The sequence below is a fragment of the Microbacterium umsixpiens genome (genome assembly GCF_053543675.1).
Genome location: NZ_JBLVOH010000070.1, coordinates 17,848 through 42,787, shown reverse-complemented (window position 1 = coordinate 42,787; position 24,940 = coordinate 17,848). Strand labels below are relative to the sequence as shown.

30 protein-coding genes and 1 pseudogene are annotated in these 24,940 nt (G+C 68.8%); 18 read left to right on the top strand and 13 right to left on the bottom strand.

All coding sequences use genetic code 11. The features are described 5' to 3' along the window. From ACNPM4_RS07410 to ACNPM4_RS07385, 6 genes and pseudogenes are all read left to right on the top strand, one after another. Nucleotides 1-160, top strand: a pseudogene (locus ACNPM4_RS07410) (quinolinate synthase NadA); the annotation flags it as partial. Further along, nucleotides 157-1,683, top strand: a complete 1,527-nt coding sequence (nadB, locus tag ACNPM4_RS07405; protein WP_448985262.1) for an L-aspartate oxidase — start codon at nucleotides 157-159, stop codon at nucleotides 1,681-1,683. The pseudogene ACNPM4_RS07410 and the gene nadB, both read left to right, overlap by 4 nt. Then, a complete protein-coding gene (nadC, locus tag ACNPM4_RS07400) occupies nucleotides 1,683-2,534 on the top strand; it encodes a carboxylating nicotinate-nucleotide diphosphorylase (protein WP_448985261.1) in 852 nt (283 codons plus the stop codon). Before nadB ends, nadC begins: the two co-directional genes overlap by 1 nt. 5 nt (nucleotides 2,535-2,539) lie before the next feature. Continuing rightward, nucleotides 2,540-3,676 (top strand): cysteine desulfurase family protein, encoded by a 1,137-nt coding sequence (locus tag ACNPM4_RS07395; protein ID WP_448985260.1) that lies wholly within the window; start codon nucleotides 2,540-2,542, stop codon nucleotides 3,674-3,676. Nucleotides 3,677-3,698: 22 nt separating this feature from the next. Further along, nucleotides 3,699-4,646, top strand: a complete 948-nt coding sequence (locus ACNPM4_RS07390) for a glycosyltransferase family 2 protein (RefSeq protein WP_448985259.1) — start codon at nucleotides 3,699-3,701, stop codon at nucleotides 4,644-4,646. Between the two features lie 35 nt (nucleotides 4,647-4,681). Beyond that, nucleotides 4,682-5,455, top strand: a complete 774-nt coding sequence (locus ACNPM4_RS07385) for an SDR family NAD(P)-dependent oxidoreductase (RefSeq protein ID WP_448985258.1) — start codon at nucleotides 4,682-4,684, stop codon at nucleotides 5,453-5,455. 13 nt (nucleotides 5,456-5,468) lie between these two features. Here ACNPM4_RS07385 and ACNPM4_RS07380 read toward each other — a convergent pair whose 3' ends face one another. Then, complete coding sequence (locus tag ACNPM4_RS07380) at nucleotides 5,469-7,517, bottom strand: ABC transporter ATP-binding protein (RefSeq protein WP_448985263.1); 2,049 nt, start codon at nucleotides 7,515-7,517, stop codon at nucleotides 5,469-5,471. A gap of 167 nt (nucleotides 7,518-7,684) precedes the next feature. Between ACNPM4_RS07380 and ACNPM4_RS07375 the strand changes: the two genes are divergently transcribed. Next, entirely contained in the window at nucleotides 7,685-9,163 is a 1,479-nt protein-coding gene (locus tag ACNPM4_RS07375) for an MDR family MFS transporter (RefSeq protein WP_029262930.1), read from the top strand. Between the two features lie 33 nt (nucleotides 9,164-9,196). On the opposite strand, the gene ACNPM4_RS07370 is transcribed toward ACNPM4_RS07375, so the two are convergent. Then, on the bottom strand, nucleotides 9,197-9,343 hold the full coding sequence (locus tag ACNPM4_RS07370) for a hypothetical protein (protein WP_167381615.1): 147 nt from the start codon (nucleotides 9,341-9,343) through the stop codon (nucleotides 9,197-9,199). A 95-nt stretch (nucleotides 9,344-9,438) separates the two neighbouring features. On the opposite strand from ACNPM4_RS07370, the gene ACNPM4_RS07365 reads away from it, so the two are divergent. Beyond that, nucleotides 9,439-10,032, top strand: coding sequence for a 1-acyl-sn-glycerol-3-phosphate acyltransferase (locus ACNPM4_RS07365; RefSeq protein WP_448985257.1), 594 nt, complete (start codon nucleotides 9,439-9,441; stop codon nucleotides 10,030-10,032). 22 nt (nucleotides 10,033-10,054) lie between these two features. Here the strand turns inward: ACNPM4_RS07365 and ACNPM4_RS07360 are convergent, their stop codons facing one another. Further along, the gene (locus ACNPM4_RS07360) at nucleotides 10,055-10,261 is read right to left on the bottom strand and encodes a hypothetical protein (RefSeq protein ID WP_448985255.1); all 207 of its coding nucleotides are present in this window, start codon (nucleotides 10,259-10,261) and stop codon (nucleotides 10,055-10,057) included. A gap of 69 nt (nucleotides 10,262-10,330) precedes the next feature. On the opposite strand from ACNPM4_RS07360, the gene ACNPM4_RS07355 reads away from it, so the two are divergent. Next, on the top strand, nucleotides 10,331-10,858 hold the full coding sequence (locus tag ACNPM4_RS07355; RefSeq protein ID WP_448985253.1) for a DUF6328 family protein: 528 nt from the start codon (nucleotides 10,331-10,333) through the stop codon (nucleotides 10,856-10,858). Nucleotides 10,859-10,883: 25 nt separating this feature from the next. Here the strand turns inward: ACNPM4_RS07355 and ACNPM4_RS07350 are convergent, their stop codons facing one another. Beyond that, nucleotides 10,884-11,426 (bottom strand): Dps family protein, encoded by a 543-nt coding sequence (locus tag ACNPM4_RS07350; protein WP_448985251.1) that lies wholly within the window; start codon nucleotides 11,424-11,426, stop codon nucleotides 10,884-10,886. 129 nt (nucleotides 11,427-11,555) lie between these two features. On the opposite strand from ACNPM4_RS07350, the gene ACNPM4_RS07345 reads away from it, so the two are divergent. From ACNPM4_RS07345 to ACNPM4_RS07330, 4 genes are all read left to right on the top strand, one after another. Further along, complete coding sequence (locus ACNPM4_RS07345; RefSeq protein ID WP_372467276.1) at nucleotides 11,556-12,047, top strand: GNAT family N-acetyltransferase; 492 nt, start codon at nucleotides 11,556-11,558, stop codon at nucleotides 12,045-12,047. 107 nt (nucleotides 12,048-12,154) lie between these two features. Continuing rightward, complete coding sequence (locus tag ACNPM4_RS07340; RefSeq protein ID WP_029262936.1) at nucleotides 12,155-12,454, top strand: Fe-S cluster assembly protein HesB; 300 nt, start codon at nucleotides 12,155-12,157, stop codon at nucleotides 12,452-12,454. Nucleotides 12,455-12,588: 134 nt separating this feature from the next. Continuing rightward, nucleotides 12,589-13,245: a hypothetical protein gene (locus ACNPM4_RS07335; RefSeq protein WP_372467279.1), complete on the top strand. Its 657-nt coding sequence runs from the start codon at nucleotides 12,589-12,591 to the stop codon at nucleotides 13,243-13,245. Nucleotides 13,246-13,310: 65 nt separating this feature from the next. After that, nucleotides 13,311-13,655 (top strand): LysR family transcriptional regulator, encoded by a 345-nt coding sequence (locus ACNPM4_RS07330; RefSeq protein ID WP_372467282.1) that lies wholly within the window; start codon nucleotides 13,311-13,313, stop codon nucleotides 13,653-13,655. Between the two features lie 4 nt (nucleotides 13,656-13,659). On the opposite strand, the gene ACNPM4_RS07325 is transcribed toward ACNPM4_RS07330, so the two are convergent. From ACNPM4_RS07325 to ACNPM4_RS07310, 4 genes are all read right to left on the bottom strand, one after another. After that, entirely contained in the window at nucleotides 13,660-14,235 is a 576-nt protein-coding gene (locus ACNPM4_RS07325; RefSeq protein ID WP_105709567.1) for an alpha/beta fold hydrolase, read from the bottom strand. 157 nt (nucleotides 14,236-14,392) lie between these two features. Beyond that, nucleotides 14,393-14,947 (bottom strand): GNAT family N-acetyltransferase, encoded by a 555-nt coding sequence (locus ACNPM4_RS07320; RefSeq protein WP_448985249.1) that lies wholly within the window; start codon nucleotides 14,945-14,947, stop codon nucleotides 14,393-14,395. Then, a complete protein-coding gene (locus ACNPM4_RS07315) occupies nucleotides 14,944-16,605 on the bottom strand; it encodes an ABC-F family ATP-binding cassette domain-containing protein (protein WP_448985248.1) in 1,662 nt (553 codons plus the stop codon). The genes ACNPM4_RS07320 and ACNPM4_RS07315 overlap by 4 nt, the downstream gene beginning before the upstream one ends. Before the next feature lie 12 nt (nucleotides 16,606-16,617). Continuing rightward, nucleotides 16,618-17,010, bottom strand: coding sequence for a hypothetical protein (locus tag ACNPM4_RS07310; protein WP_146114778.1), 393 nt, complete (start codon nucleotides 17,008-17,010; stop codon nucleotides 16,618-16,620). Between the two features lie 276 nt (nucleotides 17,011-17,286). On the opposite strand from ACNPM4_RS07310, the gene ACNPM4_RS07305 reads away from it, so the two are divergent. The 3 genes from ACNPM4_RS07305 to ACNPM4_RS07295 all read left to right on the top strand — a co-directional run bounded on the left by ACNPM4_RS07305 (nucleotide 17,287) and on the right by ACNPM4_RS07295 (nucleotide 18,946). Further along, entirely contained in the window at nucleotides 17,287-17,643 is a 357-nt protein-coding gene (locus ACNPM4_RS07305; protein ID WP_448985246.1) for a PadR family transcriptional regulator, read from the top strand. 26 nt (nucleotides 17,644-17,669) lie between these two features. Continuing rightward, nucleotides 17,670-18,446 carry a hypothetical protein gene (locus tag ACNPM4_RS07300; protein WP_448985244.1) on the top strand — a complete coding sequence of 259 codons (777 nt, stop codon included), beginning with the start codon at nucleotides 17,670-17,672 and terminating at the stop codon, nucleotides 18,444-18,446. Between the two features lie 107 nt (nucleotides 18,447-18,553). Continuing rightward, nucleotides 18,554-18,946, top strand: coding sequence for a hypothetical protein (locus ACNPM4_RS07295; protein ID WP_448985242.1), 393 nt, complete (start codon nucleotides 18,554-18,556; stop codon nucleotides 18,944-18,946). A 264-nt stretch (nucleotides 18,947-19,210) separates the two neighbouring features. On the opposite strand, the gene ACNPM4_RS07290 is transcribed toward ACNPM4_RS07295, so the two are convergent. The 4 genes from ACNPM4_RS07290 to ACNPM4_RS07275 all read right to left on the bottom strand — a co-directional run bounded on the left by ACNPM4_RS07290 (nucleotide 19,211) and on the right by ACNPM4_RS07275 (nucleotide 22,547). Further along, the gene (locus ACNPM4_RS07290; RefSeq protein WP_029262946.1) at nucleotides 19,211-19,741 is read right to left on the bottom strand and encodes a VOC family protein; all 531 of its coding nucleotides are present in this window, start codon (nucleotides 19,739-19,741) and stop codon (nucleotides 19,211-19,213) included. An 81-nt stretch (nucleotides 19,742-19,822) separates the two neighbouring features. After that, on the bottom strand, nucleotides 19,823-20,491 hold the full coding sequence (locus tag ACNPM4_RS07285; protein ID WP_231481820.1) for an AraC family transcriptional regulator: 669 nt from the start codon (nucleotides 20,489-20,491) through the stop codon (nucleotides 19,823-19,825). 189 nt (nucleotides 20,492-20,680) lie between these two features. Next, nucleotides 20,681-21,754: a redox-regulated ATPase YchF gene (gene ychF / locus ACNPM4_RS07280; protein WP_029262948.1), complete on the bottom strand. Its 1,074-nt coding sequence runs from the start codon at nucleotides 21,752-21,754 to the stop codon at nucleotides 20,681-20,683. Nucleotides 21,755-21,806: 52 nt separating this feature from the next. Further along, nucleotides 21,807-22,547, bottom strand: coding sequence for a class I SAM-dependent methyltransferase (locus ACNPM4_RS07275; protein WP_448985241.1), 741 nt, complete (start codon nucleotides 22,545-22,547; stop codon nucleotides 21,807-21,809). Nucleotides 22,548-22,606: 59 nt separating this feature from the next. Here ACNPM4_RS07275 and ACNPM4_RS07270 point away from each other — a divergent pair, with 59 nt between their 5' ends. Both ACNPM4_RS07270 and ACNPM4_RS07265 read left to right on the top strand, forming a co-directional pair. Then, the gene (locus ACNPM4_RS07270) at nucleotides 22,607-23,200 is read left to right on the top strand and encodes a 3'-5' exonuclease (protein WP_448985240.1); all 594 of its coding nucleotides are present in this window, start codon (nucleotides 22,607-22,609) and stop codon (nucleotides 23,198-23,200) included. A gap of 64 nt (nucleotides 23,201-23,264) precedes the next feature. Next, nucleotides 23,265-24,551 carry a DNA recombination protein RmuC gene (locus ACNPM4_RS07265; protein ID WP_448985239.1) on the top strand — a complete coding sequence of 429 codons (1,287 nt, stop codon included), beginning with the start codon at nucleotides 23,265-23,267 and terminating at the stop codon, nucleotides 24,549-24,551. 81 nt (nucleotides 24,552-24,632) lie between these two features. Here ACNPM4_RS07265 and ACNPM4_RS07260 read toward each other — a convergent pair. Next, a partial coding sequence (locus ACNPM4_RS07260; protein WP_448985238.1) for a hypothetical protein occupies nucleotides 24,633-24,940 on the bottom strand: 308 nt, incomplete at its 5' end.

The following is a 24,940-nucleotide window of genomic DNA, read 5'->3' as shown; positions in this document are numbered from 1 at the left end:
CCGCATCCACCCCGGCTACCTGGCCTGGGTGCTGGAGGAGCTCGTCGCCGGTCGCACGCCGAACCGGATCACGGTCACCGGCGACGTCGCCGAGCCCGCCCGAGTGGCGCTGGAGCGGATGCTCGCTGCGAAGCCCCCGGTGAGTGCGAGCACACGATGAACGTCCTGGTCGTCGGCTCGGGCATCGCCGGTCTCACGGCGGCACTCCACGCGCACGAGGCCGGACATGCGGTGACGCTCGTCACCAAGGGAGCGCTCGGGGACGGGTCGACCGGCCTCGCCCAGGGAGGCGTCGCGGGCATCTACGGGCCCGACGACTCGGCGCAGCAGCATGCCGCCGACACGATGGACGCCGGTGCCGGGCTCTCGGATCCCGCGGCGGTCGACGTGCTGGTTACCGAGGGCGCCGAGCGGATCGCGGAGCTGATCGCCCGCGGCGTCGGGTTCGATCGGACGGCCGAGGGCGCGTTGCAGCTCGGACGCGAGGCGGCCCACCGCCATTCACGCATCGTGCACGCCGGCGGGGATGCCACGGGCGCGGCGATTTCCGCGGCACTGATCGCCGCCGTGCGACGCACGGAGATCTCCGTGGTCGAGCAGGCTCTGCTCACCGAGTTGGTCGTCGCCGAGGGGGCCGTGCGTGGCATCCGCGTGCTGCATGACGGGGTTGCCACCGGGTTCCGCGCCGACGCCGTGATCCTCGCGACGGGTGGCGCGGGCCGCCTCTACGCGCACACGACCAACCCGACCGGCGCCACCGGCGACGGCATCGCCGTGGCCCTGCGCGCGGGAGCGGCTGTCGCCGACCTGGAGTTCGTGCAGTTCCACCCGACAATCCTGGCGTCGGGTCCGGCCTTCCTCATCTCGGAGGCCGTGCGCGGTGAGGGTGCGACCCTGATCGACGACACCGGTCGACGCTTCACGTTCGACAGCCATCCCGACGGCGAGCTCGCGCCTCGCGATGTCGTATCCCGGGCCATCGCACGGCAGGCGGCCGCGCAGGGGCGGCCGGTGCGCCTGGACGCCACGATGCTCGGGGCCGAGACCCTCGCCGCGCGCTTCCCGACCATCGATCATGTGACGAGGGAGCGTGGATTCGACTGGTCGCGCGAGCCGATCCCGGTGACCCCCGCCGCGCACTACCTGATGGGTGGGGTCGTGACCGACCTCGACGGCCGCACGACACTCCCGGGACTCTTCGCCGTCGGCGAGGCCGCCCGCACCGGCGTGCATGGGGCGAACCGTCTGGCGTCCAACTCGCTGCTCGAGGGCGCCGTCTTCGGTGCGAGGGCCGCTGCTGCCCTGGCGATGCCCTGGCGTCCGGCGCCGGTGCCCGCGCACCCTGGCACTGTCCTGCCGCCGGTGGAGGACAGCGGATCGGATACGCCGGAATTCAGCCGCGCCGCGCTGCAGCAGCTGATGTGGGATGAGGTCGGGCTGCTCCGCACCCACGACGGCCTCGCACATGCACTGGCCATCGTGCGCGCGTGGGCCGCGACCCTGGCAACACCGACCACGACCGTCGAGCACGAGGACGCGAACCTGCTGCTCCTCGCTGAAGCCACCGCCTCCGCCGCGCTGGAGCGCACCGTCTCGGTCGGCGCCCACCACCGAGTCGACGCCGCAGCCTCCGCGGACGCCGCGCCGGCCCGCACCCGCTCATCGATCCTGGAGACCGTCTGATGCTCACCCGCTCCACCCTGACCCGCGTCGTCGGCGCAGCCCTCGAAGAAGACGCGCCGTGGGGCGACCTCACCAGCACGACGCTGCTTCCCGCTGAGGCGACAGCCACCGCCGACCTCGTCGCGCGCGAGGCGGGGGTGTTCAGCGGCGGTGAGGTCTTCACTGCCGCGTTCGCCCTCACCGACCCCACCCTGGCCGTCGACCTCCACGTCGGCGACGGCGACGACTTCACTGCGGGTGACGTGCTCGCCTCGGTCTCCGGTTCGGCGCGCGGCATCCTCACCGCGGAACGCGTCGCCTTGAACTTCACCCAGCGGATGAGCGGCATCGCGACTCTCACCGCGGCATACGTCGCGGCTGTCGACGGCACCCCCGCGCGCATCGCCGACACGCGCAAGACGACCCCGGGCCTGCGTGCGTTCGAGCGGCACGCCGTCGAATCCGGCGGCGGCCGCAACCACCGGTACTCGCTGTCCGATGCCGTGATGGCCAAGGACAACCATCTCGCCGTGCTCACCCGCTCCGGCCTCGACCTCGCCTCGGCGCTGCGCGAGGCACTGTCCCGTCTGCCGCACACCACTCACGTCGTGGTCGAGGTCGACCGCCTCGACCAGATCCCGGCGGTCCTCGACGGCGGCGCCCACACCGTGCTGCTCGACAACTTCTCACTCGACGATCTGCGCGAAGGCGTCACCCTGATCGGCGACCGGGCCACGGTCGAAGCGTCGGGAGGCGTGAACCTCGACACCGTCGGCGACATCGCACGCACCGGCGTCGACGTGATCTCGGTGGGGGCGCTCACGCATTCCGCGCGCGCTCTCGACCTCGGCCTGGACCTGCGGATCGACTGAGCATCGTGCTCTACCTCGACCACGCCGCGACATCCCCGGTGCGACCGGAGGTGCTGGAGGCGATGCGCCCGTACCTGACGGGCGTGTTCGGCAACCCGTCCAGCCACCACACCGCGGGAGAGGCTGCGGCGAGCACCCTCGACGACGCCCGCGCCCGGGTCGCACGCGTCCTGGGGATGCGTGCCGGTGATGTCGTGTTCACCGCAGGCGGCACCGAGGCGAACAACCTCGCGGTCAAGGGCATCGTGCTCGCGGCGCTCGAGGCAGGGCGACGACACCTGGTGATCTCCCCGATCGAGCACGAATCGATCCTGGAGTCGGCCGAGTACCTGAAACGCTTCCACTCCGTCGACGTGAGCCTGCTGCCGGTGGATACCGGCGGACGGATCTCTGCGGATGCCGTCGCCGCGGCGATCCGCCCCGACACCGCGCTGGTCTCGGTGGGGCACGCGAACAACGAGATCGGCACCGTTCAGGATGCAGCGGCGCTGTCGGCCGCCACCCGCGCCGCCCGCGTGCCCCTGCACCTCGACGCCGTGCAGTCGGCCGGGTGGCTTCCCCTTGACGAGCTCGGCGCGGACGCCGTGTCGATCGCCGGGCACAAGCTCGGTGCCCCCAAGGGGATCGGCGCACTGGCCGTGCGCGGACGTGTGCCGATCGAGCCGTTGCTGCACGGCGGCGGTCAGGAACGCGGGCGACGCTCGGGAACCGAGAACGGCGCCGGAGCCGTGGCACTCGCGACCGCGCTGGAGCTCGCGGAGCACGAACGGGCGACCGTGACGGCGCGGGTGGGTTCGGCCACCGCGCGGTTCATCTTCCTCGTTCTGAACAGCGTCCCGGAGGCCGCACTCACCGGTGACGCCGTGCGCCGTCTGCCCGGGACGGCGAGCTTCACGTTCGCCGGCACCAGTGGAGAGTCCGTGCTGCTGGAGCTGGAGCGTCGCGGGGTCATCTCGTCGAGCGGCTCGGCGTGCGCCGCCGGCAGCGACGAGCCTTCGCACGTGCTCCTCGCGTGCGGTGTTCCGGCCGAAGTGGCCCAGACATCCGTCCGGTTCACCTTCGGTCGGGAGGAGCTGGCCGAGGACGCACCCGAGCGGCTGTCTGCGCTCGTCGCGGAGTCCGTGCGCGCGGCGCGAGGCTGATGCACAGCCATAGACTCGGCTGGTGACCGCTGCCGCCCCGATCGTGACCGTGATCGTCCCCGGACGCGACATCGCCGCCTTCGCCCCCGCCGCACTCGACTCGCTGCGCGCACAGACCGAGTTGCGATGGCGCGCGATCCTCATCGACGACGGTTCGACCGACGACACCGGTGCGATCTTCGACGCGGCGGCCGCCGCCGACGACCGGTTCACGGCCATCCACCACGCCGCGTCCCGCGGCCTCGGCGCCGCGCGCAACGTCGGCCTCGACCTCGTGGACACGCCCTATCTCGGGTTCCTCGACGGCGACGACGAGCTTCTGCCCCACGCGCTCGCCCGGATGACGGGCACACTCGAGAAGTCCGGGAGCGACTTCGTGGCGGGCGCCTACGTGCGTTCACGCTCACAGGGAGCCGCGTACGTCGCCGGGCGCGTGCAGCCCTGGGTGGCGGCGGCGACCTCGCCGGAGCGCCTCGGCACCGCACTCGCGGCACACCCGCGGGCGGTGTCGAACATCGTCGCCTGGTCCAAGGTGAGCCGCACCGAGTTCTGGCACGACCTCCGCTTCCCCGAGGGGGTCGCGTACGAGGACCAGGTGGTCGCCCAGCTCATGTACACCCGGGCGCGGGCCTTCGATGTGATCCCCGACGTCGTCGTGCAGTGGCGACTCCGGGCCGACGGCACCTCGATCACGCAGGGCAAAGCACAGCTGCCCGTGCTGAGGGACTACCTCGCGGCGTTGCGTGGCGGTATCCGTGTGCTGCACGAGGCGGGTGCCCGACGCTCAATCGTCGCCCGGCTCGACCTGATCCTCGCCATGGACATGCCGTCCCTCCTCGACATCGCGCACAGCCACCCCGACCCGGCATACGCCGCCGAGGTCGACACCTTCATCGCAGAGCTGCGGGCACTCCCCGAGTTCGCCGATGCCTCCCCCGATCCCACCATCACCGCCGCACTCGCGTGGTGACGCCGCACCGCTGAACGAACGACACGGATGACCGCATGAACGATTACCTCGCCTCCCTCTTCTCGCTCGACGGCCGCACCGCCGTTGTCACCGGCGGCAGCTCCGGCATCGGCAAGGGCATCGCCACGGCACTCGCCCGGTCCGGTGCTGCCACGGTCGTCGTCGCGCGCGGCGAGGCCCGTATCGAGGAGACCGTCGAGGAGCTCCGCGCGCACGGCTGCCGCGCGGCCGGAGTCGTCGGCGACCTCAGCACGCGGTCGGGCATCCATGCCGTCGCGGAGGCCGCTGCCCAGCCGTTCGGGGAGCCCGACATCCTGGTCAACTCCGCGGGCATCAACATCCGCCCGCCGTTCGTGGAGATCACCGAAGACGACTGGGACGCGACGATGACCGTCAACGCGCTCGCGCCCTTCCTGCTCGGTCAGCGCTATGCGCAGGGCATGGCGGAGCGCGGCTACGGCAGACTCATCCACATCAGCTCCCAACAGGCCCATCGCGCCTTCGTCGGCAGTGGCGTCTACGGCGCCTCGAAGGGTGCGGTGGAGTCGCTGATGCGCTCCGAGGCAGAAGCGTGGGGAGGGACCGGCGTGACCAGCAACACGCTGGTGCCGGGGTTCGTCCTGACGCCGCTGAACGCCCGTCTGCAGCAGGACCCGGCGAAGATCGCCGAGCTGGCCGCCCGCACGATGATCGGCCGCAACGGGCTCCCGAGTGACTTCGCCGGCGCGGCCGTCTTCCTCGCTGGAGCCGGTTCGGGCTATGTCACCGGCCACTCCCTGTTCGTCGACGGTGGACTGTCGGTGCACTGACACCCGGAGCGGTTCAGGGTTCGGGCGGGTAAACCCGTTCGTCGGGGCGGGGCTCGGCGAGCAGCGGCACCGCCGCGGTGATGGCCGCGACGGCATCGGCACCGGCGGAGTCCGCGGGCGCTCGATCCGCACGGCGGTCGGTGAGCGCGGCTCCGACTCCCCCGGTCACGGCCTCTTCGACCGCGGCCTCGGTGTCGAGCACGCGCGACGCCGCGACCTGCTGAGCGGCGAGTTCCGCATACAACCCGCCCAGCGCGAGCAACTCGGAGTGGGTCCCCGACTCGACGATGCGCCCTGCCTCGAGCACGTGGATCACATCGGCACCCATCACGGTGGACAGGCGGTGCGCGATGGACAGCGTCGTGCGCCCCTTCGCCGCCTCGTCGAGCGCCTCCTGCACCACGCGCTCCGACACGGTGTCGAGGGCCGACGTCGCCTCATCCAGGAGAAGTACCGGCGGATCCTTCAGCAGCACGCGCGCGATCGCGATGCGCTGCTTCTCCCCGCCCGAGAGCCGGTACCCGCGCTCACCGACCACGGTGTCGTATCCCTGTTCGAACCCGGCGATGATGTGGTGGATGTTGGCCGCGGTGCACGCGGCGATCAGCTCTTCCTCGGTCGCATCCGGCTTGGCATAGCGGAGGTTCTCGCGGATCGTCGCGTGGAACAGGTAGGTCTCCTGCGACACGATGCCCACGTGGTCGATGATCGACTCCTGCGTGAGCGTGCGCACATCGGCGCCCGCGAAGAGCACCGAGCCGCCCTTGGCTTCGTACAGCCGCGGCGCGAGGTACAGGATCGTCGTCTTGCCCGCACCCGAGGGGCCGACGAACGCCACGTGCTGCCCGGGTTCGGCGACGAACGAGACGCCGTCCAGCGTCGGTCGGGCATCGGCCGAGGCGTCCGGGTAGCGGAAGAGCACATCGGCGAACTCGAGCCGCCCCTTGGGGCCCGGTGCCTCGTCGACGGTGATCGCATCCGGAGCGTCCTGGATCTCGGGCACCAGGTCGAGGTACTCGAAGATGCGGGCGAACAGCGCCGAAGATGTCTGCAGATCGAGCGAGACCCGCATCAGGCCCATCAGCGGCATGAGGAGCCGCGCCTGCACCGTGGTGAATGCGACGACGGTTCCCGCCGTGATCGCCCCGGTGCCCCCGGCGATGAGATAGCCCGAGACGAGGTAGATGACCGCCGGCACGCTGGCCATGAGCACCTGCACGACCGCGAAGAAGCCCTGACCACTCATGGCCCTGCGCACCTGAAGAACGACCTGGTTGCGGTTCTCGGCCTGATAGCGCTCCGACTCCGTGCGCTGACGGTTGAACGACTTCGAGAGCAGCATGCCCGAGACGCTCAGCGTCTCCTGCGTGATCGAGGTCAACTCCGACAGGGATTCCTGCGTCTCTCCCGCGATCCGCGCCCGCACCTGGCCCACCTTGCGCTGGACGAAGATGAGGAACGGCATCATGATCACGGCGATGAGGGTGAGGCGCCAGTCGATCAGGATCATCGCGACGAGCGAGGCGATGACGGTCACGACGTTGCCCAGGATGCTGGTGACGGTGTTGGTCAGCACGCCGGAGACGCCGCCCACGTCGTTCTGCAGCCGGGACTGGATCACTCCGGTCTTCGTCCGCGTGAAGAATCCGAGCTCCATGGCCTGGAGGTGCTCGAAAAGCTTCACCCGCAGGTCGCCGGTGACGCTGTTGCCGACGGTGGAGGTGAGCCAGGTCTGCGCCACACCGAGGACGGCGGAGAGCAGGAAGAGCCCGACCATCGCGGCGACGAGCCAGGCCAGCAGCTCGAGATGCGGCCCGCCGCCGGCGACCGGGAACAACGCATCGTCGAAGATGCGCTGCACGATCAGGGGCGGGATGACGGCGATCGCGGCGCCGACGACGACGAGGATCCCGGTGAGGAAGATACGCGCGCGGTAGGCACGGAACAGGGAGACGACCCGTGAACCGAGGCCGCTGATCCGCGGCGCCTCGGCATTCAGCTTCCGCTGCGTATCCTCATCGACCCCGCGGAAGCTCGCTCCTCCACCTCGTCCACCGCCCATGCTCATGGCGCCAGCGTACTCAGCCCCCGCGACATCGAGGCCGCCCGGATCTGCCGACAGCGGATTTCTGTGAGTTCGGAATGAAATGTCCGCACCCGCCGTTACGCTGAAGGACTCTTGCGAACTCTCGCGATATCTCCATTTCTTCTTCGCCCAGGAGGCCGCCCATGTCTGCCGTCGATACCGGCTCCATCTCGACGACCCCCGCACCGGCAGCGGGTGAGATCTCGCGCAAGGACATGCGCGTGATCTGGCTGCTGCTCGTCGCCGCGTTCGTCGCCATCCTCAACGAGACCACGATGGGGATCGCGATCCCGCATCTGAACGCCGATCTCGGCATCCCGCCCGAGCTCGGCCAGTGGCTCACCAGTGCCTTCATGCTGACGATGGCCGTCGTGATCCCGACCACCGGTTTCATCCTGCAGCGCTTCACCACGCGGCAGGTCTTCATCGCCGCGATGATCGCGTTCTCGCTCGGCACGCTCGTCGCGCTGGTCGCTCCCGGTTTCTCGATCCTGCTCGTGGGGCGCGTCATCCAGGCCGCCGGTACCGGCATCATGATGCCGCTGCTGATGACGACGATCATGAACGTCGTCCCGCCGCAGTCCCGAGGTCGGATGATGGGCCGCGTCGGCCTGGTCATCTCGCTCGCCCCGGCGATCGGACCCACCATCGCCGGTGCCGTGCTCGAGACACTGAACTGGCGCGCGCTCTTCGCGATCATCCTCCCGATCGCGCTCATCGCGCTCTTCATGGGCGTGAAGTGGATGACGAACCTCGGCGAGACCCGCGTCGTCCCGCTCGACGTCCTCTCGATCCCTCTCGCGGCGCTCGGCTTCGGCGGCATCGTGTTCGGCCTCAGCCAGTTCGGCGGCGAAGGCGGATCCGGCGAGACCACGGGCATCATCGCTCTGGTCGTCGGCGCGGTGTCGCTGGCGCTGTTCGTGTGGCGTCAGCTCATCCTGCAGCGTGTCGACGACGCACTGCTCGACCTGCGCGTCTTCCGCTCGAGCAACTTCACGTTCTCGGTGATCATCATGACGATCCTGGCGCTGTCTATGTTCGGAACGCTGACCCTGCTGCCGCAGTACCTGCAGAACGTCGCGGGGCTGAACGCCCTCGAGTCCGGCCTGATCCTGCTCCCCGGCTCGGTGCTGATGGGTCTGCTGGGTCCGGTCATGGGTCGCGTGTACGACGCGCGCGGCACGCGGCCGCTGCTGATCCCGGGCACGATCCTCGTGTCGGCGGCGCTGTTCTTCTACTCCACGGTCGGCGAGCACACCGTGTGGTGGGTGCTCATCATCGTGCAGGCGGCCATGTCCGTCGGGCTCGCGATGTCGTTCACGCCCCTGTTCTCGGCCTCGCTCGGTTCGCTGCAGCGGTCGTTGTACTCGCACGGTTCCGCTGTGCTGAACACGCTCCAGCAGGTCGGCGGCGCGGCCGGTGTCGCTCTGCTGACGGTCACCTACTCGGCGATCCTGCACGCCGGCGAGGGCGAAGGCCTGTCGCGAGCAGCGGCCGGAGCACCGGGCGCGCGCATGGCGTTCCTCATCGCCGCGATCATCTCGCTCGCCGCGGTGGCGCTCAGCCCGTTCGTCCGCAAGCCCGCCGACGACGCCGGCGAGGGCTTCCACGGCGGCCACTGACCCCGAGCGCTCGCACGCGACGGCGTCTGCCGACTACTCGGCCTTCGGGGCGGGGAAGTGGCAGACGCCGTTGCTGCAATAGCCGGCGGCATCGCCCTCGAGCAGGTCCAGGGCTCCCGGGAGCGGCTGCAGCCCGATGGGCGCTTCCTGCTGCACGGTGTCCTCCGGCGTCTTCTTCATCCCTCGATCGTACGCCTGCTCCGAGGCGGTGGCGCCGAAGCCGCACGCCGGGTGCGGACAGCGGCTCGACAGCCGTTCTCCCCTACGGTTGATCCATGCTCAAACGACTCCTCGCCCGCATGTTCTGGGCGTTCAGCAGATGGACGCTCACGAGCGAGGCAGCCCCCACACGCCCGACGGTGCTCGTCGGCGCCCCGCATACCAGCAACTGGGACTTCGTCCTCATGCTCGCGATCGCCTGGCGACTCGGCATCGACGTGCACTGGCTCGGGAAGAAGAGCCTCTTCCGCGGCTGGCGAGGTCCGCTCATGCGTGGTCTCGGCGGCATCCCCGTGGATCGCGCGGACCCGGCGCGTGTGGTGAACGATGTCGTCGGGCAGGTGCACGCCGGAACGGTCTTCGGGCTCGTGGTCACCCCGGACGGGACCCGTGGCGGCAACGAGTACTGGAAGTCGGGCTTCTACCGCATCGCGCGGGAGACGGGGATGCCGGTCACGCTCGGCTTCGTCGATCGCACCACGATGACGACAGGTCTCGGCCCCACCCTCGACCTGACCGGAGACGTCGCCGCGGACATGGACCGGATCCGAGCGTTCTACGCCGACAAGGCCGGGGCCCGACCCGAGCGTCGCACCGAGCCGCGGCTTCGCGAGGAGCAGCCCGCCCCGGGAGCCGACGCCCGCGAGTGAATCTCCGCGGCTGCCGCGTGGATCAGCCCGCCTCCTCCTCGGCGTGCGCGCGGGCGTAGACGAGGTCTTCCTCGGTCAAACCCTCCACCATCCCCACCACCGCTCCGGTGATCACCCGGATCTCCTCCCGGACGTCTTCGTCGAGGTGTGGAGAGTCGCCGTCGAGAACAGAGCGGCGTGCGTCCTCCGAGAGTTCGGACCACCAGTCGCTGATGGGCGGGAGCGTCATGATGCCTTCTTTCGATCCGTCGGTGCAAGAGCCTGGACATCGTGCGAGCGGCGGCACGACACTGTGATCATGACATCGGATCCTCCGCGCAGCGACCACGAACTCGATGACCGCAGGGACGGACGTGACGAGACTGCGAACGAACGCGCGGACCGCAACTGGGACGAGCTCCTGCAGGAGCTCCGCGTCATGCAGACGGGGACCCAGATCCTCACAGGGTTCCTCCTCGCCGTGGCATTCCAGCCGAGGTTCACCGAGATGGACGAATTCCAGCGTGACCTCTACGTCGTCCTCGTCGCCCTGGCCGCGATCGCGACCATCCTGGCGCTGGCTCCCGTGGGAATGCACCGCGCTCTGTTCGGACACCGCCGCAAACCCGAGCTCGTGCGGATCGCCGCCCGGATCGTCAGGATCGATCTGATCGTGATCGGAGCGCTGACGATCGGGGTCACGATGCTGATCGTCGACTTCACGGTCAACCGCACGGCCGGGCTCGTAGCCCTGGTATCGGCGCTCGTGCTGGTGATCGCGCTGTGGGCCGCCCTCCCGCGTATCATGCGCGGCCGCCCCCGCTCCCCCGGAACCGCGCCGGACTGATCACGGCCCAAGGAGCAGGGCGAAGTCAGCGACCGGCGGGGCTGCGGTTCTCGGCGCTGACCATCCAGGCGAACTGCTCGAGTCGCTCGATGACCGCGTGCAGGAGATCCGCCGACGTCGGGTCTTCCTCGTCGACGGCGTCGTGCACGTCGCGCATCGTCCCGACCGCCGCCTCCAGTCGTTCGGTCACCAGATCGATGGTCTCGGTGGTCGAGACCTCCCCCGCGGGGAACGCGGGCAGAGTCGTGGTCTTGGCGATGGTGGCGCTGCGCCCGTCCGGAACCGCATGCAGGGCGCGCATCCGCTCCGCGATCGTGTCGCTGAACGCGCGCGCATCGTCGATGATCTCGTCGAGCTGGCGATGGGTGTCTCGGAAGTTGCGGCCCACGACGTTCCAGTGCGCCTGCTTGCCCTGGATCGCCAGTTCGAGCAGGTCCACGAGCACCAGTTGCAGGTTGCTCGCGAGCGCGGGAGAGGCAGTGAAGCCCTTCTCCGCATTCTGCTGGCGCGTGGTCTTCACGGCACCCTTCGTCGAGCTGCCGGTCTTCTTCGTCTTCGTTTCAGCCATGTCTGTGACCTCCTGCCGGTGAGGATAGCCGGGACGGGTACGTCGCCCCGAGGGGGTTGACACCGGAAGTCCGGAGCCCGAGTGTGGCGACCGGACCCGAACGTGAGACACAAGGAGAAGCCCCGCATCGTGACAGAACAGAACGACGAGAAGGACCGGAACATCGTCATCTCGCACATCAGCGAAGCGGATGCCGGTGAAGTGCTCACCGTGCAGCGCGCGGCGTTCGTCTCGGAAGCCGCGATCTACGGGAGTGTGGACATGCCTCCCCTGACGCAGACCCTCACCGAGCTGGAGGCGGAGCTGCGCTCGGAGTCCGGCTTGGCGGCGCGCATCGACGGACGCCTCGTGGGCGCGATCCGATTCGTGGAGAAGGACGGGATGCTCCTCATCGGGAGGATCGCGATCGCCCCCGACATGCAGGGCGAGGGCGTCGGGCGGACTCTGCTCGATCACGCGGAGCGCGCGTCCAACGCGCAGGTCGCCGAGCTCTTCACCGGCAGCCTGAGCGAGGCGAACATCCGCCTCTACGAGAGGTGCGGCTACGTCGAGCACGAGCGCGTGCCGGACGGCGACGGCACGGAGCAGGTGTTCCTGCGCAAGAACCTGCGAGGAGGATAAGAGCCTCCTCCGAATCGGCACAAGGGGGTTGAGGTGATCGTCCGAGTTCGGCATCGTAGCCCGGACATGTTGCGACCGTGACATGCCCCGAACGGAAGGAGAGTCTCGTGCTCACCCTCACCGACAACGCCTCCGCCATCGTGACGACGCTCGTCAGTCGCCAGACCGACGCCCCGGATGCCGGACTGCGCATCCACTCGTCCGAACCTCAGAACGCGGAGGGCGGCGCGCGTCTCGCGGTGCTCGTCGCCGCAGATCCGGAGCCCCAGGACCAGGTCGTCGAAGTCTCCGGCACCCGGCTCTTCCTCGATGAGTCCGCCGTCGCCGCACTCGACGACAAGATCCTCGACGCGGGTGTGGACGACGAGGGCTCCGTGTCGTTCGCGGTGCTCCCTCAGGTCGCCTGACCGAAGGATTCCGGATGCCGCGGCCGATTCGGTCGCGGCATCCGTCGTGTCACGGCACCGTCCGTCCTCACGATTCCATCTCGACGACACGCACTTGCACGAAAGGTTCGCAACTGGACGCTACGCTCCGAACCATGCCACGTGTTCTCGCACCTGTCCTCGTCCTCACGGCCTCTGCGCTGCTGCTCCTCGGATGCAGCTCCCCGACGGCGGCCCCGTCCGCGTCACCCGCAGCCACGCCGTCCACGTCCGCGTCTGCGGAGCCCGAGGTCGAACCCCAGCTCGTCGTCACGCTCGACGGCCTCTCCTTCACGGACGACGGAGGCACCGCGACTGCGGAGTATGCGGATTCGGATGCGCTTCTCGCCCTGCTCGAGGATGCGACGGGTGAACTGCCGGAGCCCGAACCGGTCGAGGGGATGGAGGGCTACGACGTCGAGATGCAGGCCTATGTCTGGGACGGTCTGCGGGTGCTCACCGACACCTCCGGCGCAAGCCCTGCGTCGATCGCGGTCACCGCGGCGGAGGTCGACGGGATCCCCGTGATGACGGAGGAAGGGCTCCAGGTGGGGTCGAGCAGGGCAGACCTCCTCGACGCAGGCGCCTGGGCACTGGTCGATGAAGAAGACACAGCGACCGCCACCGAACTAGGCCTGGGCCGACAGGAGGTGCCGGACACGCAATCGCTGACGCACCCCGGATCCGTCGGTATCCTCTACGTGCTCTTCCTGTTGGAGACGGACGCCGTCACACAGATCCAATCTCCCGCGAACGACTTCAGCGACGTCTGACCGGCGGCTTCCACCGCGTAACCTGGAGTGGCTCGCAATCCCGTGCGAACAGTCGAAGGGCCACCGTGAAGATCTCTCTGCTCCGCCGTTTCGTCGTCCTCGCGGAAGAGCTCCACTTTCCGCGCGCGGCCGAGAAGCTCGGCATCCCACTGGCCTCGCTGTACACCTCGATCGACAAGCTCGAGGCCGAGGTCGGCCATCCCATCATCCACCGCGAAGGGCAGACCCGGCTGACGCACGTCGGTGAGCTCTTGCTGGTCGAGGCGAAGGCGGAGGTCGCGGCCGCTCCCGCGCCGGTGAAGAACGCCCCCGCACCCGCCGGCGGCAAGGCGAAGGCCTCGAAGGGCAAGGGCCGAACGCCCGCCGTGAAGGGTCAGCCGAAGCCTTACAAGAAGCGGCAGGGCCGCTAGGGGCTCAGTCCCAGTCGAGGTACTCCTCGATCACGACCGCGGTCTCGATCGGGTGCGTCATCGGGAAGTGATGGTCTCCCCCGTCGATGCTCTTCACGCTCGCACGCTCGGGTGCCGTCGACTGCAGCTGCTCACCGTTGGCGAACGGCGTGACGTTGTCTTTCGTCCCCTGAATGATCAGAACGGGCATCACCGGCGCGAGGGGGATGTCGAGTTCTTCGACGCCGAGCAGCGCCAGTCCGTTGACACTGTCCGCGTGCGCGACGGCGAAAGCACGTGCGACGGTGCCGCCGAATCCGTGTCCGCCGATCCAGGTGTCGCCGAGGCCGACGTGGTCGATCACGGCGAGCGCATCCTCGACGCGCTCGTCCAGCGACACCTCTTCGCCCTTGACCTCGGCGCGGTGACCGATCCGCAGCACGTGGAAGCCCGCCTCTTCGGCGAGGTAGTGCGCGACGACACCGAGGATGTCGGCCGGGAGGTCGCGCTCCTGGATCAGGACGAGCTTGACGGGTCCGTCGCCCTCATCGACGAAGGGGATCGCGCGGCCGTCGGGCTCGAAGATCTGGGTGTCGGTCATCGGCGTGAATCTCCTCGTGCCGTCGGTGTCAGGAATTCAGGCGGAACCTCCACGGCGGACGCCTGCGACCGGACCGCGACCGGAGCCGCCGTCCTCCAGCGTATCCCGACCCGGCGGCCACCGAGACGAGGACTGCCGGAGCATCTTCGCCCGACGACTACCAGGCCCGCCCCCGAAGCTCGATCGTGCCCGCGGGCCACATGCGTGGTGTCGGGCCGAGCGCGAGGGTCAGGATCGGCGGCCCCGGAGGCTGTATGGCGGGACGACCGGTGCGGTCGATCGATCGCTCGACCGCCGAGATGCGGCGCCATCCACACGATTCGTAGAAGGAGACGACCTCTTCGCGGCACCCGAGATAGCCGAACTCGATCCCGCCGGCATCCGTCATCGACGCGGCCGCGTGTGTCAGGAGCCGAGCACCGACGCGCTGCCCACGTGCGCGTGGGGAGATCAGCACCCCACCGACTCCCGCGACCATGACCTCCGCCGCGCCGACGCCGATCGTCCGTCGCGCCCAACCGACGTGACCCACGATCTCATCGCCGGCGCGCGCGATCAGGTGATGGTCATGGGGCGCGTAGCCGTAGGGCTGATCCGGATCCCAGGCCCCGAACTCTGCGGAGTACTCGGCGTCGAACAACTCTCGCAGTCGCGCCACGTCATTCGTGGTCAGGCGGCCGTGCGGGACGCTGTCGATGACGAGGGCCGTCATGCTTCGGCGACCTGCCCGGCCTCCACCCGCCAGTGCCGGTCGGTGTGCACCGTGGCGAGCATCCGCCGGTCGTGCGTGACGAGCAGCAGGGTTCCCTCGTACGACTCGAGCGCCTGCTCCAGCTGCTCGATCGCGGGCAGGTCGAGGTGGTTGGTGGGCTCGTCGAGCACGAGCAGGTTGATGCCGCGGGCCTGCAGCAGGGCGAGCCCTGCCCGCGTGCGCTCCCCCGGCGACAGTTCATCGACCGCGCGCGTCACGTGATCGGCCTTGAGCCCGAACTTCGCCAGGAGCGTGCGCACCTCGCCCGATGCCATCTCCGGGACGAGCTCTTCGAACGCGGCCGCGAGCGGTTGCGTTCCGACGAGCTGCGCACGGGCCTGGTCGATCTCGCCGATCTGCACGCTCGCGCCGAGGCTCGCCGTTCCCTCATCGGGAAGCTGCCGCCCCAGCAGCCCGCGGAGCAGCGTCGACTTTCCGGCACCGTTGGGACCGGTGATGCCGATGCGCTCCCCCGCGTTCACCTGCAGTGACACGGGTCCGAGTTGGAAGGATCCCTGCCGGAACACCGCCGAGCTCAGGGTCGACACGACGGAGCTGGAACGCGGGGCCGAGCCGATCGTGAACTCCAGCTGCCACTCCTTGCGCGGCTCTTCGACCTCTTCGAGCCGGGCGATCCTGCTCTCCATCTGACGCACCTTCTGCGCCTGCTTCTCGCTGGACTCGGCTGACGCCTTGCGTTTGATCTTGTCGTTGTCCGGCGCCTTCTTCATGGCGTTGCGCACACCCTGGCTCGACCATTCCCGCTGCGTGCGTGCGCGGGCGACGAGGTCGGCCTTCTTGTCGGCGAACTCGTCGTACTTCTCACGCTGGTGACGGCGCACCGTCGCCCGCTCCTCCAGGTACGAGTCGTAGCCACCGCCGAACACCCGGTTGCTGTTCTGCGCGAGGTCGAGTTCCAAGACCCTGGTCACGCAGCGGGCGAGGAACTCGCGGTCGTGACTGACCAGCACGACACCGCCCCGAAGACCGCGGACGAAGGCTTCCAGCCGCTCGATGCCGTCGAGGTCGAGGTCGTTGGTCGGCTCGTCCAGCAGCGCGATGTCGAACCGCGAGAGCAGCAGCGCGGCGAGGCCGACACGGGCGGCCTGCCCACCCGACAGCGAGGTCATCATGGTGTCGGCGGGCTCATCACCCAGGTCGAGTCCGAGGTCGGCGAGCACGGCGGGGAGGCGTTCGTCGAGGTCGGCGGCGCCGCTGGCCAGCCACCGATCCAATGCCGTGGAGTAGGTGTCGGCGGGGTCCGTGCCCGGAGCCGCGAGCGAGGGGTCTCCCAGGGCTGCGGCTGCGGCGTCCATGTCCCTGGTCGCGGCAGCACACCCGGTACGGCGGGCGATGTAATCGACGACGCTCTCTCCGACGACGCGCTCGTGCTCCTGCGGAAGCCAGCCGACGAACGCATCCGCCGGGGCGAGCCTGATCGTGCCCGCCTGCGGCTGATCGACGCCGGCGAGCAGCTTCAGGAGGGTCGACTTTCCTGCCCCGTTGGCTCCGACGAGGCCGACGACGTCGCCGGCCGTGACGGTCAGGTCGAGCGAGTCGAACAGGGTGCGGTGGCCGTACCCGCCGGCCAGCCCTTGGGCCACGAGTGTTGCGGTCATCCGTCAATCCTGTCACCCGCGGGGGTGGTGCGCGGACCGGGTCGAGGAGAAGCAGCCTGCGTCCGTTGCCTCCTTCTTCCGCCACGGCAGGAGCGCTGCGAGCAGCAGCGCCGGACCTCCGACGAGCGTCCACGGCCCTGGGCCGGCGGGCGAGAGGACGATCTCGGGGTGCACGCGCAGCACGTTGAACGCCATCAGACAGCAGAGAGCACCCACCACGGCGATGATCACTCGCCCGACGCGCCCGCCTCCGCGCCGCGAGAAGAGCCAGGCGACGACCGCGACCGCCCACAGCACGAGGCTGACTCCGACGCCGAAGATCAAGAACATCGGCCAGGACGCGTCCGCGTCCGCCGCGAAGCCGACGGCGTTGGTCGCCGTATGCGCCACGCCCAGGCCGGCCAAGGCGAGAGCGCCGATACCGCCCGATATGCGGCGGGAACGGAGGAACCCGACTGCCCGGGTCTCGGCGGTGCTGCTTGTGCTTGTGCTTGTGCTTTTGCTTGTGCTTTTGCTTGTGCTTGTGCTTGTGCTTGTGCTTGTCGATGAGAGCATGCCCCCACGCTGGCGCGTCCCGCATGAGTCGACCATCGCTCGGAGGTATCAGTGCCCTCCTCCGCGCGGGTGAGATCAGAAGCGGCACTATTTGCAGATCTGACTAGCCCGACGTACGCTCTAGTCATGACTCCGGAAGAGTGGCCGAGCGAGTGGATGAGAAGCGTGCTGGGCGTGTGCGTGCTGCGGACCCTCCTCGAGGGCCCGAACTACGGGTACGCGATCACCCAGAACCTGACCGCAGCCGGACTGGGCACCGTCAAGGGCGGCACTCTCTACCCCCTCCTCGGCCGTCTGGAGGAGTCCGGGTTCGTCGAGGTCGAGTGGCGTCCGGGTGAGGGCGGCCCCGGCCGGAAGTACTTCTCGCTGACAGATCAGGGCCGCGCACATGCCCGGTCGATGGCCGAGCTCTGGGCCGACTTCACGAAGACCACCCGCGAGCTCACCGACGGAGCGCTCGAGAAGCGCCGGGAACTGACATGACCACCGGGAACCGAAAGGCAGCACCGATGAACCTGAGCGACAGGACGGGCTTCGGCTCCGTCGACACCTACACGCGACTGGCGCCGAGTGTCGAGCGGGACTGGATCGAGCAGTTCGTGCTCGAGCAGCGTCTCCTCGGCGTTCCGGGATCGCGGATCGGGGACTCCCTCGTGGTCGTGGAGAGTCATGTGTCCGAGTCGGGCGAGAGCGCCCTTGCCGCATTCGGCGAACCCCGTGCGTACGCCGCCGAGGACGCCCCGGAGCAGCCTCAGCAGTCACCTCAACGAATCGATCGCGAATGGGGCATCGCTCTCGTTCTGGGCCTCTTCGGCATGCTGCTCACCACCTTCAGCGCGCAGGCGGCATTCGCGGGCGAATCCGCTCTTGCCGTGACCGTCGGGCACCTCGTCCTGCTCGCGATCGCCTCGGGGGCGCTCGCGCTGCTCCTCTTCGCGTCGCACGTGCCTCTGCGGATGATCGCCCAGCATCCGGTACGGAGCTGGATCGGCTGGATGGCGCTGCTCATCGTGATGGTCGGCGCACTTCTCCTGCTGCCTCAGCAGATCGGAGAGGTGAGCGTCTGGATCACCTCGGCCATCGGCGTGGTCCTCCTCGCCGCCGGTTTCCTCCTGCAGATGCGCGCCTACCTCGGCGGTCGGGTGCAGGACGATCCCATCGTCGGGCCGGGCGAGCAGCCGGAGAGCGCCAGCGCAGGCCTGGTGACCGTCTTCGTCCTCCCGCTCGCGACCGTGGTCATGATCGGCTTCTCCTGGCTGCTCCAGCAGATTCCCGGGATGTTCTGACGAGCTCCCGGCCGCACGCGGAGTGTTTCGGACTGCGTATTCTGCCCGTGCGGGGCCCTTCCTCGGCTCCGACGGCAGCTGCCTTGATCAGAACTCTGGAGACGAGCGTGACGGAGACGTACCCGATCCAAGCCGAGCTCGCATCGACACTCGGCGCAGAGCGCGCGGAGCGACTGCTGACGAAGCTCGACGACTACTCGAATCAGCCGAACGCGGTGCAAGGTGCGGCGAAGAGGCCGAGCGCCCCCGAGATCGAAGCGGCCGCGCATGCGGCGTTCGCGGCAGCGACCCCGGAGGAAGCCGACTTCGAGCTCGACTCGATCGGCATCTGGGGACTTCTGACGCTCGCCGCCCGAGCCGACGTGACGATCCTCGACCGTCTTCCCGCATCGCGGGCGGATAACCCGAAGGTGGCCTCGATCCGGCGTGCGGCCACGAAGTATCGGAAGGGTCTGACAGACGCCGAGGCCCGACAGCCTGGTGCCGACTCTGCGGAATAGACGAGGTCCGAGACGATCCCCCGGACCTGCGATCCCCGCTCAGTTGTTGAAGCGGAACTCCACCACGTCGCCGCAGGTACCAACCTCTGGATTACGCGGCCACCCTTGACCGATGCGGGCCTCAAGTCAGGCCGGCCACCACACCTTCAGCCTGTTCGGCCATCGCAATCATCCGCCGCCGCGACCAGCAAAGCACGGCCGAGCGCGGGAAACTTTTGGAGGGCCCAAACGTGGCCGATCCCTCCGATGACGAGGTTGCGCTTCTCAGGCCTTCGGGTCGCGCAAGGCGGTCATTGCTTCTAGCAGCGTGTCGTGGATGTAGGCGAGCTCGGGCGAGACCTCTCCCCATTCGCCGCCTTGCTCCTCGACTGTCCAGTCCTTCTCGCCCGACGATTCTTCCCAGACCATCTCGCCGTGCTGCCAGATCCACCAGATGTTCGCGCTCGAATCCTGGACCCGAGCGAAGCTGGTCCCGAAGAAGTCAGTCGGCTTCGTGATGAGCCGTGCGTCGCGGGCGAGGGCACGCTCGAGCACCGCATCGAGGTCATCGACGTAGACCTGGAGAAGGCTCGGGGTGAAAGGCCAGTCCGGCTTGCGCTCGGCGAACATGATGGTCGTCGTGCCGACGCGCACCTCGGCCTGCAGCAGCAGGCCGTCGTCATCGACGGTGCGCGCCTCCGCGCGTTCCTCGCCATCAAAGACTTCGACGACAAATTGTGCGAGCTGATCGGCGTCGCTCGTGATAATGAAGGGGTTGACCGTGGCATAGCCCTCGGGTGTGGCGGGTGCTGACATCTTTTGCTCCTGTACTGGTGGTGGATGCGATGTCGACAGTCCATCACTGAGTGAAGGTCACGGTATTGAACATTTCCGCCATCATCGGCCGGACAGCACCTGGGCCGGCGTTTGGCCGTGGAAGGCCCTCAGCGAACGACTCAGGTGAGCCTGGTCCGCGAAACCGCAGCGTGCAGCGCACTCGATCGGCGGCACGCCCTGCATCAGCAGAGCAAACGCTTCACGCGCCCGAGACAGTTGCTCGATCTGCTTGCGCGTAAGCCCAGTCGCGGCGCGAACCCGGCGCTGCCGGTGCCGCTCCGAGTAACCCGCGTCATCGCCGGACAGCATGCGCCGGACATCGTCGTCGCAGCGCAACACGTCGAGCTCCAGAAGACGATCGGTGAAGGCCTCGATCTCCGCGAACTCCGGGAACGGCACAGCATGCTGCGCAAGTGTTACGTGCCCGGCTTCGACAACGAGCTGCTGCTCCCCGCCGAGCAGGAGGTGCTTGCTCACTCCAGGCAGGACGACATGAGCCTTCAGCTGAACACCCCAGCTGTGCTCCCCGATCGTCGAACGGATCCAGCGGTGACCCAGAGTCGGACCCGACAGTCCAGCGAGCAACTCTCCCCCCGGGCCGCGGGCGAACCACAAATCCCAGTACTCCACCGCCGGGACGAGGTAGCGCTCGTCCTTCGTCGCCCGCGCTTGCCACACGCACTCCAGTACGGACGAGTCGGGATGATGCTCCTCGTACATGCGCTCCATCCGCGGCTCCTCCCCTCTGAGGACATCCTCTTGAGCATTTGAGTCAGCTCTGGGTTTCGCTCCGATCCGAAGAAGATCACCGCTATGCGGGCGTTGCACTCGATCTATGGGTGGACAACACCCTCACGCACCACCGATCAGCCTACGTGACTGCCTGATGGAAGCCACGCATCCGAGGGGAGTCAGACGTTAAAGCGCAAAGCGGAATTCAACCACGTCGCCGTCCTGCATGACGTAGTCCTTGCCCTCGAGGCGAGCCTTGCCCTTGGCGCGAGCCTCGACGACGGAGCCCGTCTCGACCAGGTCCTCGAACGACACGATCTCGGCCTTGATGAAGCCCTTCTCGAAGTCGGTGTGGATCACACCGGCCGCCTGCGGGGCCTTCGACCCCTTGGGGATCGTCCACGCGCGAGCTTCCTTCGGACCAGCCGTGAGGTAGGTCTGCAGCCCGAGGGTGTCGAAGCCGATGCGGGCGAGCTGGTCGAGCCCCGACTCGTCCTGGCCGGTCGACGCGAGCAGCTCGGCGGCGTCCTCCGGGTCGAGGTCGATGAGCTCGGACTCGATCTTCGCGTCGAGGAAGATGGCCTTGGCGGGCGCAACGAGGGCGGCGAGCTCCGCCTTGCGGGCGTCGTTCGTCAGCACGGCCTCATCGACGTTGAAGACGAAGATGACAGGCTTCGCGGTCAGGAGGCCCAACTCGCGGATCGGTGTCAGGTCGATGCCCGCGACCGACAGCAGCACGCCACGCTCCAGGGCATCCTTCGCCGCGTTCGCGGTCTCGAGAACGACGGGCTCGATCTTCTTGCCGCGGACTTCCTTCTCGTACCGGGTGATCGCCTTGTCGACGGTCTCGAGGTCGGCGAGCATGAGCTCGGCGTTGATCGTCTCCATGTCGGAGGCGGGGTTCACCGTGCCGTCGACGTGCACGACGTCGTCGTCCGAGAAGCCGCGCACGACCTGAGCGATGGCGTCGGCCTCACGGATGTTCGCGAGGAACTTGTTGCCGAGCCCCTCACCCTCACTCGCACCGCGCACGATGCCGGCGATGTCGACGAAGGACACCGCTGCGGGGAGGATCCGCTCGCTGCCGAAGATCTCCGCGAGCTTGTCGAGGCGCGGGTCGGGCAGGTTCACCACGCCGACGTTGGGCTCGATCGTCGCGAACGGATAGTTCGCCGCGAGCACGTCGTTCTTGGTGAGTGCGTTGAAGAGGGTGGACTTGCCGACGTTGGGCAGGCCGACGATGCCGATAGTGAGAGCCACGGGGCACGAGTCTACCTGGCCCCACCCCCATCGCCCTGCGGAAGGCCGCTCCTCAGTCGCGGATGGCGCGGTAGGCCCGTGTCACGTACGGAAGGTCGATGGTGGTCTCGCCGTGCAGATCGAGCTCGTCGAACAGCGCGTCGAGGTCGCCCCGGATCCGAGCCTTCTCATCGTCGGAGGCGGTGATGATGTAGCTGCGCGACGCCGCCATGCGGTGCAGCAGGTCGCGCGTGATGGGGCGGACCCACTCCCAGCGCTCCTGTTCGAGCGAGCTGAACGGTGCAGCGACGACAGGATCGCCCTCGGCGAGCATGTTCTCGGCGTGGCTGCCGTGCATGATCTCGGTCAACCGGCGCACCCATGCGACCCGATCGTCGCGGATGTTCCAGACGAGGCCCAGCACTCCCCCGCTGCGTACGACCCGACCGATCTCGGCGGATCCGGCGACGGGATCGACCCAGTGCCAGGTCTGCCCCAGGACGACGGCGTCGACGCTGGCATCCGGAAGGGGCAGCCGCTCTGCCGACCCCACGAAGGTCGGCACGCCCGGCACGGCTCCGCGCAGCGTCGCGAGCATCTCGGAATCCGGATCGATCGCGACGACCTCGGCATCAGGCGCTTCCGTCAGGACCCGCGTGAGCTTGCCCGTCCCCGCGCCGACATCGGCGATGCGGCGGGTTCCGTGCGGCATCCGCTCGAGCATCCACGCCACCGCATCGAAGGGGTATTCGGGTCGTCCGACCTCGTAGTCCGCGGCCTGTGCTCCGAACGACGTCGCCATGTCCTCAGCCATGCGGCCAGCCTACGGCGAGTCTCCCGCGTGGTCGCCGACGTCGGGGTGAGAGTGGAGACGTGCCACTGGACTTCACTGCGATCGACTTCGAGACCGCGAACTCCAGCCCCGCCTCCGCCTGTTCCGTCGGACTGGTCCGTGTGCGCGGCGGCGAGGTCGTCGCCACCACCGGATGGTTGATCCAGCCGCCGCCCGGCCACGACGAGTTCCAGGAGTGGAACGTGCGGATCCACGGCATCCAGCCGGAGGACGTGCTCTCGGCTGCCACGTGGGTCGACCAGTTCGACCGCCTCTGCGCCTTCGCCGGAGCCGACGTGCTCGTGGCCCACAACGCCGGCTTCGACCTGAACGTGCTGCGCCGCGCCTCGGAGGCGACAGGCCAGCCCTGCCCGCCGTACCGCTCGCTCTGCAGCCTGCAGGTCGCGCGGAAGACGTATGTTCTCGACTCCTACCGCCTGCCCGTCGCCGCAGCCGCCGCCGGATTCGAGGAGTTCGCGCACCACGATGCTCTCGCCGATGCACGTGCCTGCGCGCAGATCGTGATCGATGCGGCCGCCAGGGCGGGTGCCGCCGATGTGTTCGCGCTCGCCGACGCGCTGAGCCTGCGCGTCACCGCACCCGTCGCGCCTGCTCTGGAGCGCGCCGTCGCCTGAGCCGACACCCCGCTCCCGTGCGCGGCGACCTCGTAATGTCCGATGCCGGCCGCATCATGAACACATGGATGCTCTGGCTGTGGTTCTCCTCCTCGTCGCCCTCGCGGTGGGTGTCGCTGTGGGCTGGTTCCTGCACGCAGGACGTGGGGCCGCTGATCTCGCGCGCGCTCAGGCCGAGCTGGCCGCCGCGCGCGACGACCGCGACCGCCAGTACGACCTCTACCGCGATGCCGTCGAGCACTCACGGAACGAGCAGCGAGCCGAGGCGCAGCGCGTGCAGCAGCAGAACGCGGTGCTGACGGCGCTGGCTCCGGTGCGGGAGAGCCTGCAGCAGATGCAGACCAAGGTCACCGCGATCGAACGCGAGCGCCACGCCCAGTTCGGCACACTGGAGGAGCAGCTGCGACGTGCGCAGGAATCCGACGAGGCGCTGCGGGCGACCACGGAGTCGCTCGCCGGAGCGCTGCGCTCGACGGCCACGCGCGGAGTATGGGGCGAGACGCAGCTGCGCCGTGTGGTGGAAGCGGCGGGGCTCACGCGTCACATCGACTTCGACCTGCAGGCGACGATCTCGTCCGACCGGGGCCAGGGTCGGCCCGACATGGTCATCCGCCTCGCCGGCGGCAGCTCGATCGCGGTCGACGCCAAGGTGCCGCTCGACGCGTACCTCGAGGCTTCGGCGCTGTCGGCGGGTGACGCCCAGGAGCCGCAGCGGCGCGCCCTCATGCAGAAGCACGTGAAAGCCGTCCGCGCGCACATCGATGCCCTGGCCAAAAAGGCGTACTGGGCAGGACTCGACGCGAGTCCTGAGTTCGTGATCTGCTTCCTGCCGAGCGAGTCGCTGCTCGCCGCGGCCATCGACGAAGACCCGACACTGCTCGACTATGCGTTCAGCCGACGAGTGGCGCTCGCGTCTCCCGTGAACCTCTGGGCCGTCCTGAAGACCGTGGCTTTCACATGGACGCAGCAGGAGGTGTCGACCGAGGCACGCACGCTGCTCACTCTCGGCACGCAGCTCTACGACCGGTTGGGCACTCTTGCCGGGCATGCCGACGACCTGCGCCGCGCCCTGGAGCGCACGGTCGACAGCTACAACCGCTTCGCCGGCTCGCTCGAGACGCGCGTGCTCGTGACGGCGCGGCAGTTCCCCGGCGTCGACGCCGCGGCTCTCGCATCCGTTCCGGCGGTGACGGAGGGCACGGGACGACGGTTCACCGCTCCCGAGCTGATCGCCGCAGACGAGCACGGGGACGAACCCGTCGCCGAAATGCCAGAAGCCACGGATCACATCGGAGCGGCATCAGTGCGCGCGGACGTGGGCGAGGTACGGGTTCGTCTCGACGAGATCTAGGGCCCACCGACGCTGTGCACCGCCGTCACGCCTGCACTGCGGCCTACGGCGTAGCGCGCGGACGAACTGTCGAGCAGCGCCTCAGGCGATACCGGGTACGCCGCTGAGCAGCAGGATCACAAGGCCACTGGTGGCGAGGAAAGCTCCGATCATCCACCAGGCGCTGATCTCATGGCCCTCGTCGCGGCGGACGCGGAACAGCACGTCAGCGCGGCGAGCCGGATCGGCGATCGCCGCTGGCGGGGTGGTCACGGGCGGGGTGGCTGCGACGCCCGGCTCGGCGTCGGCGCTCACTCGGAGAATTCGCCCGGTGTTCGTCGTGATGATCTTCGTCGCGGCGGCATTCGAGCCGCTCGTGTGCTGCGTTGTCATCCGTTCGCCCTCCTGTG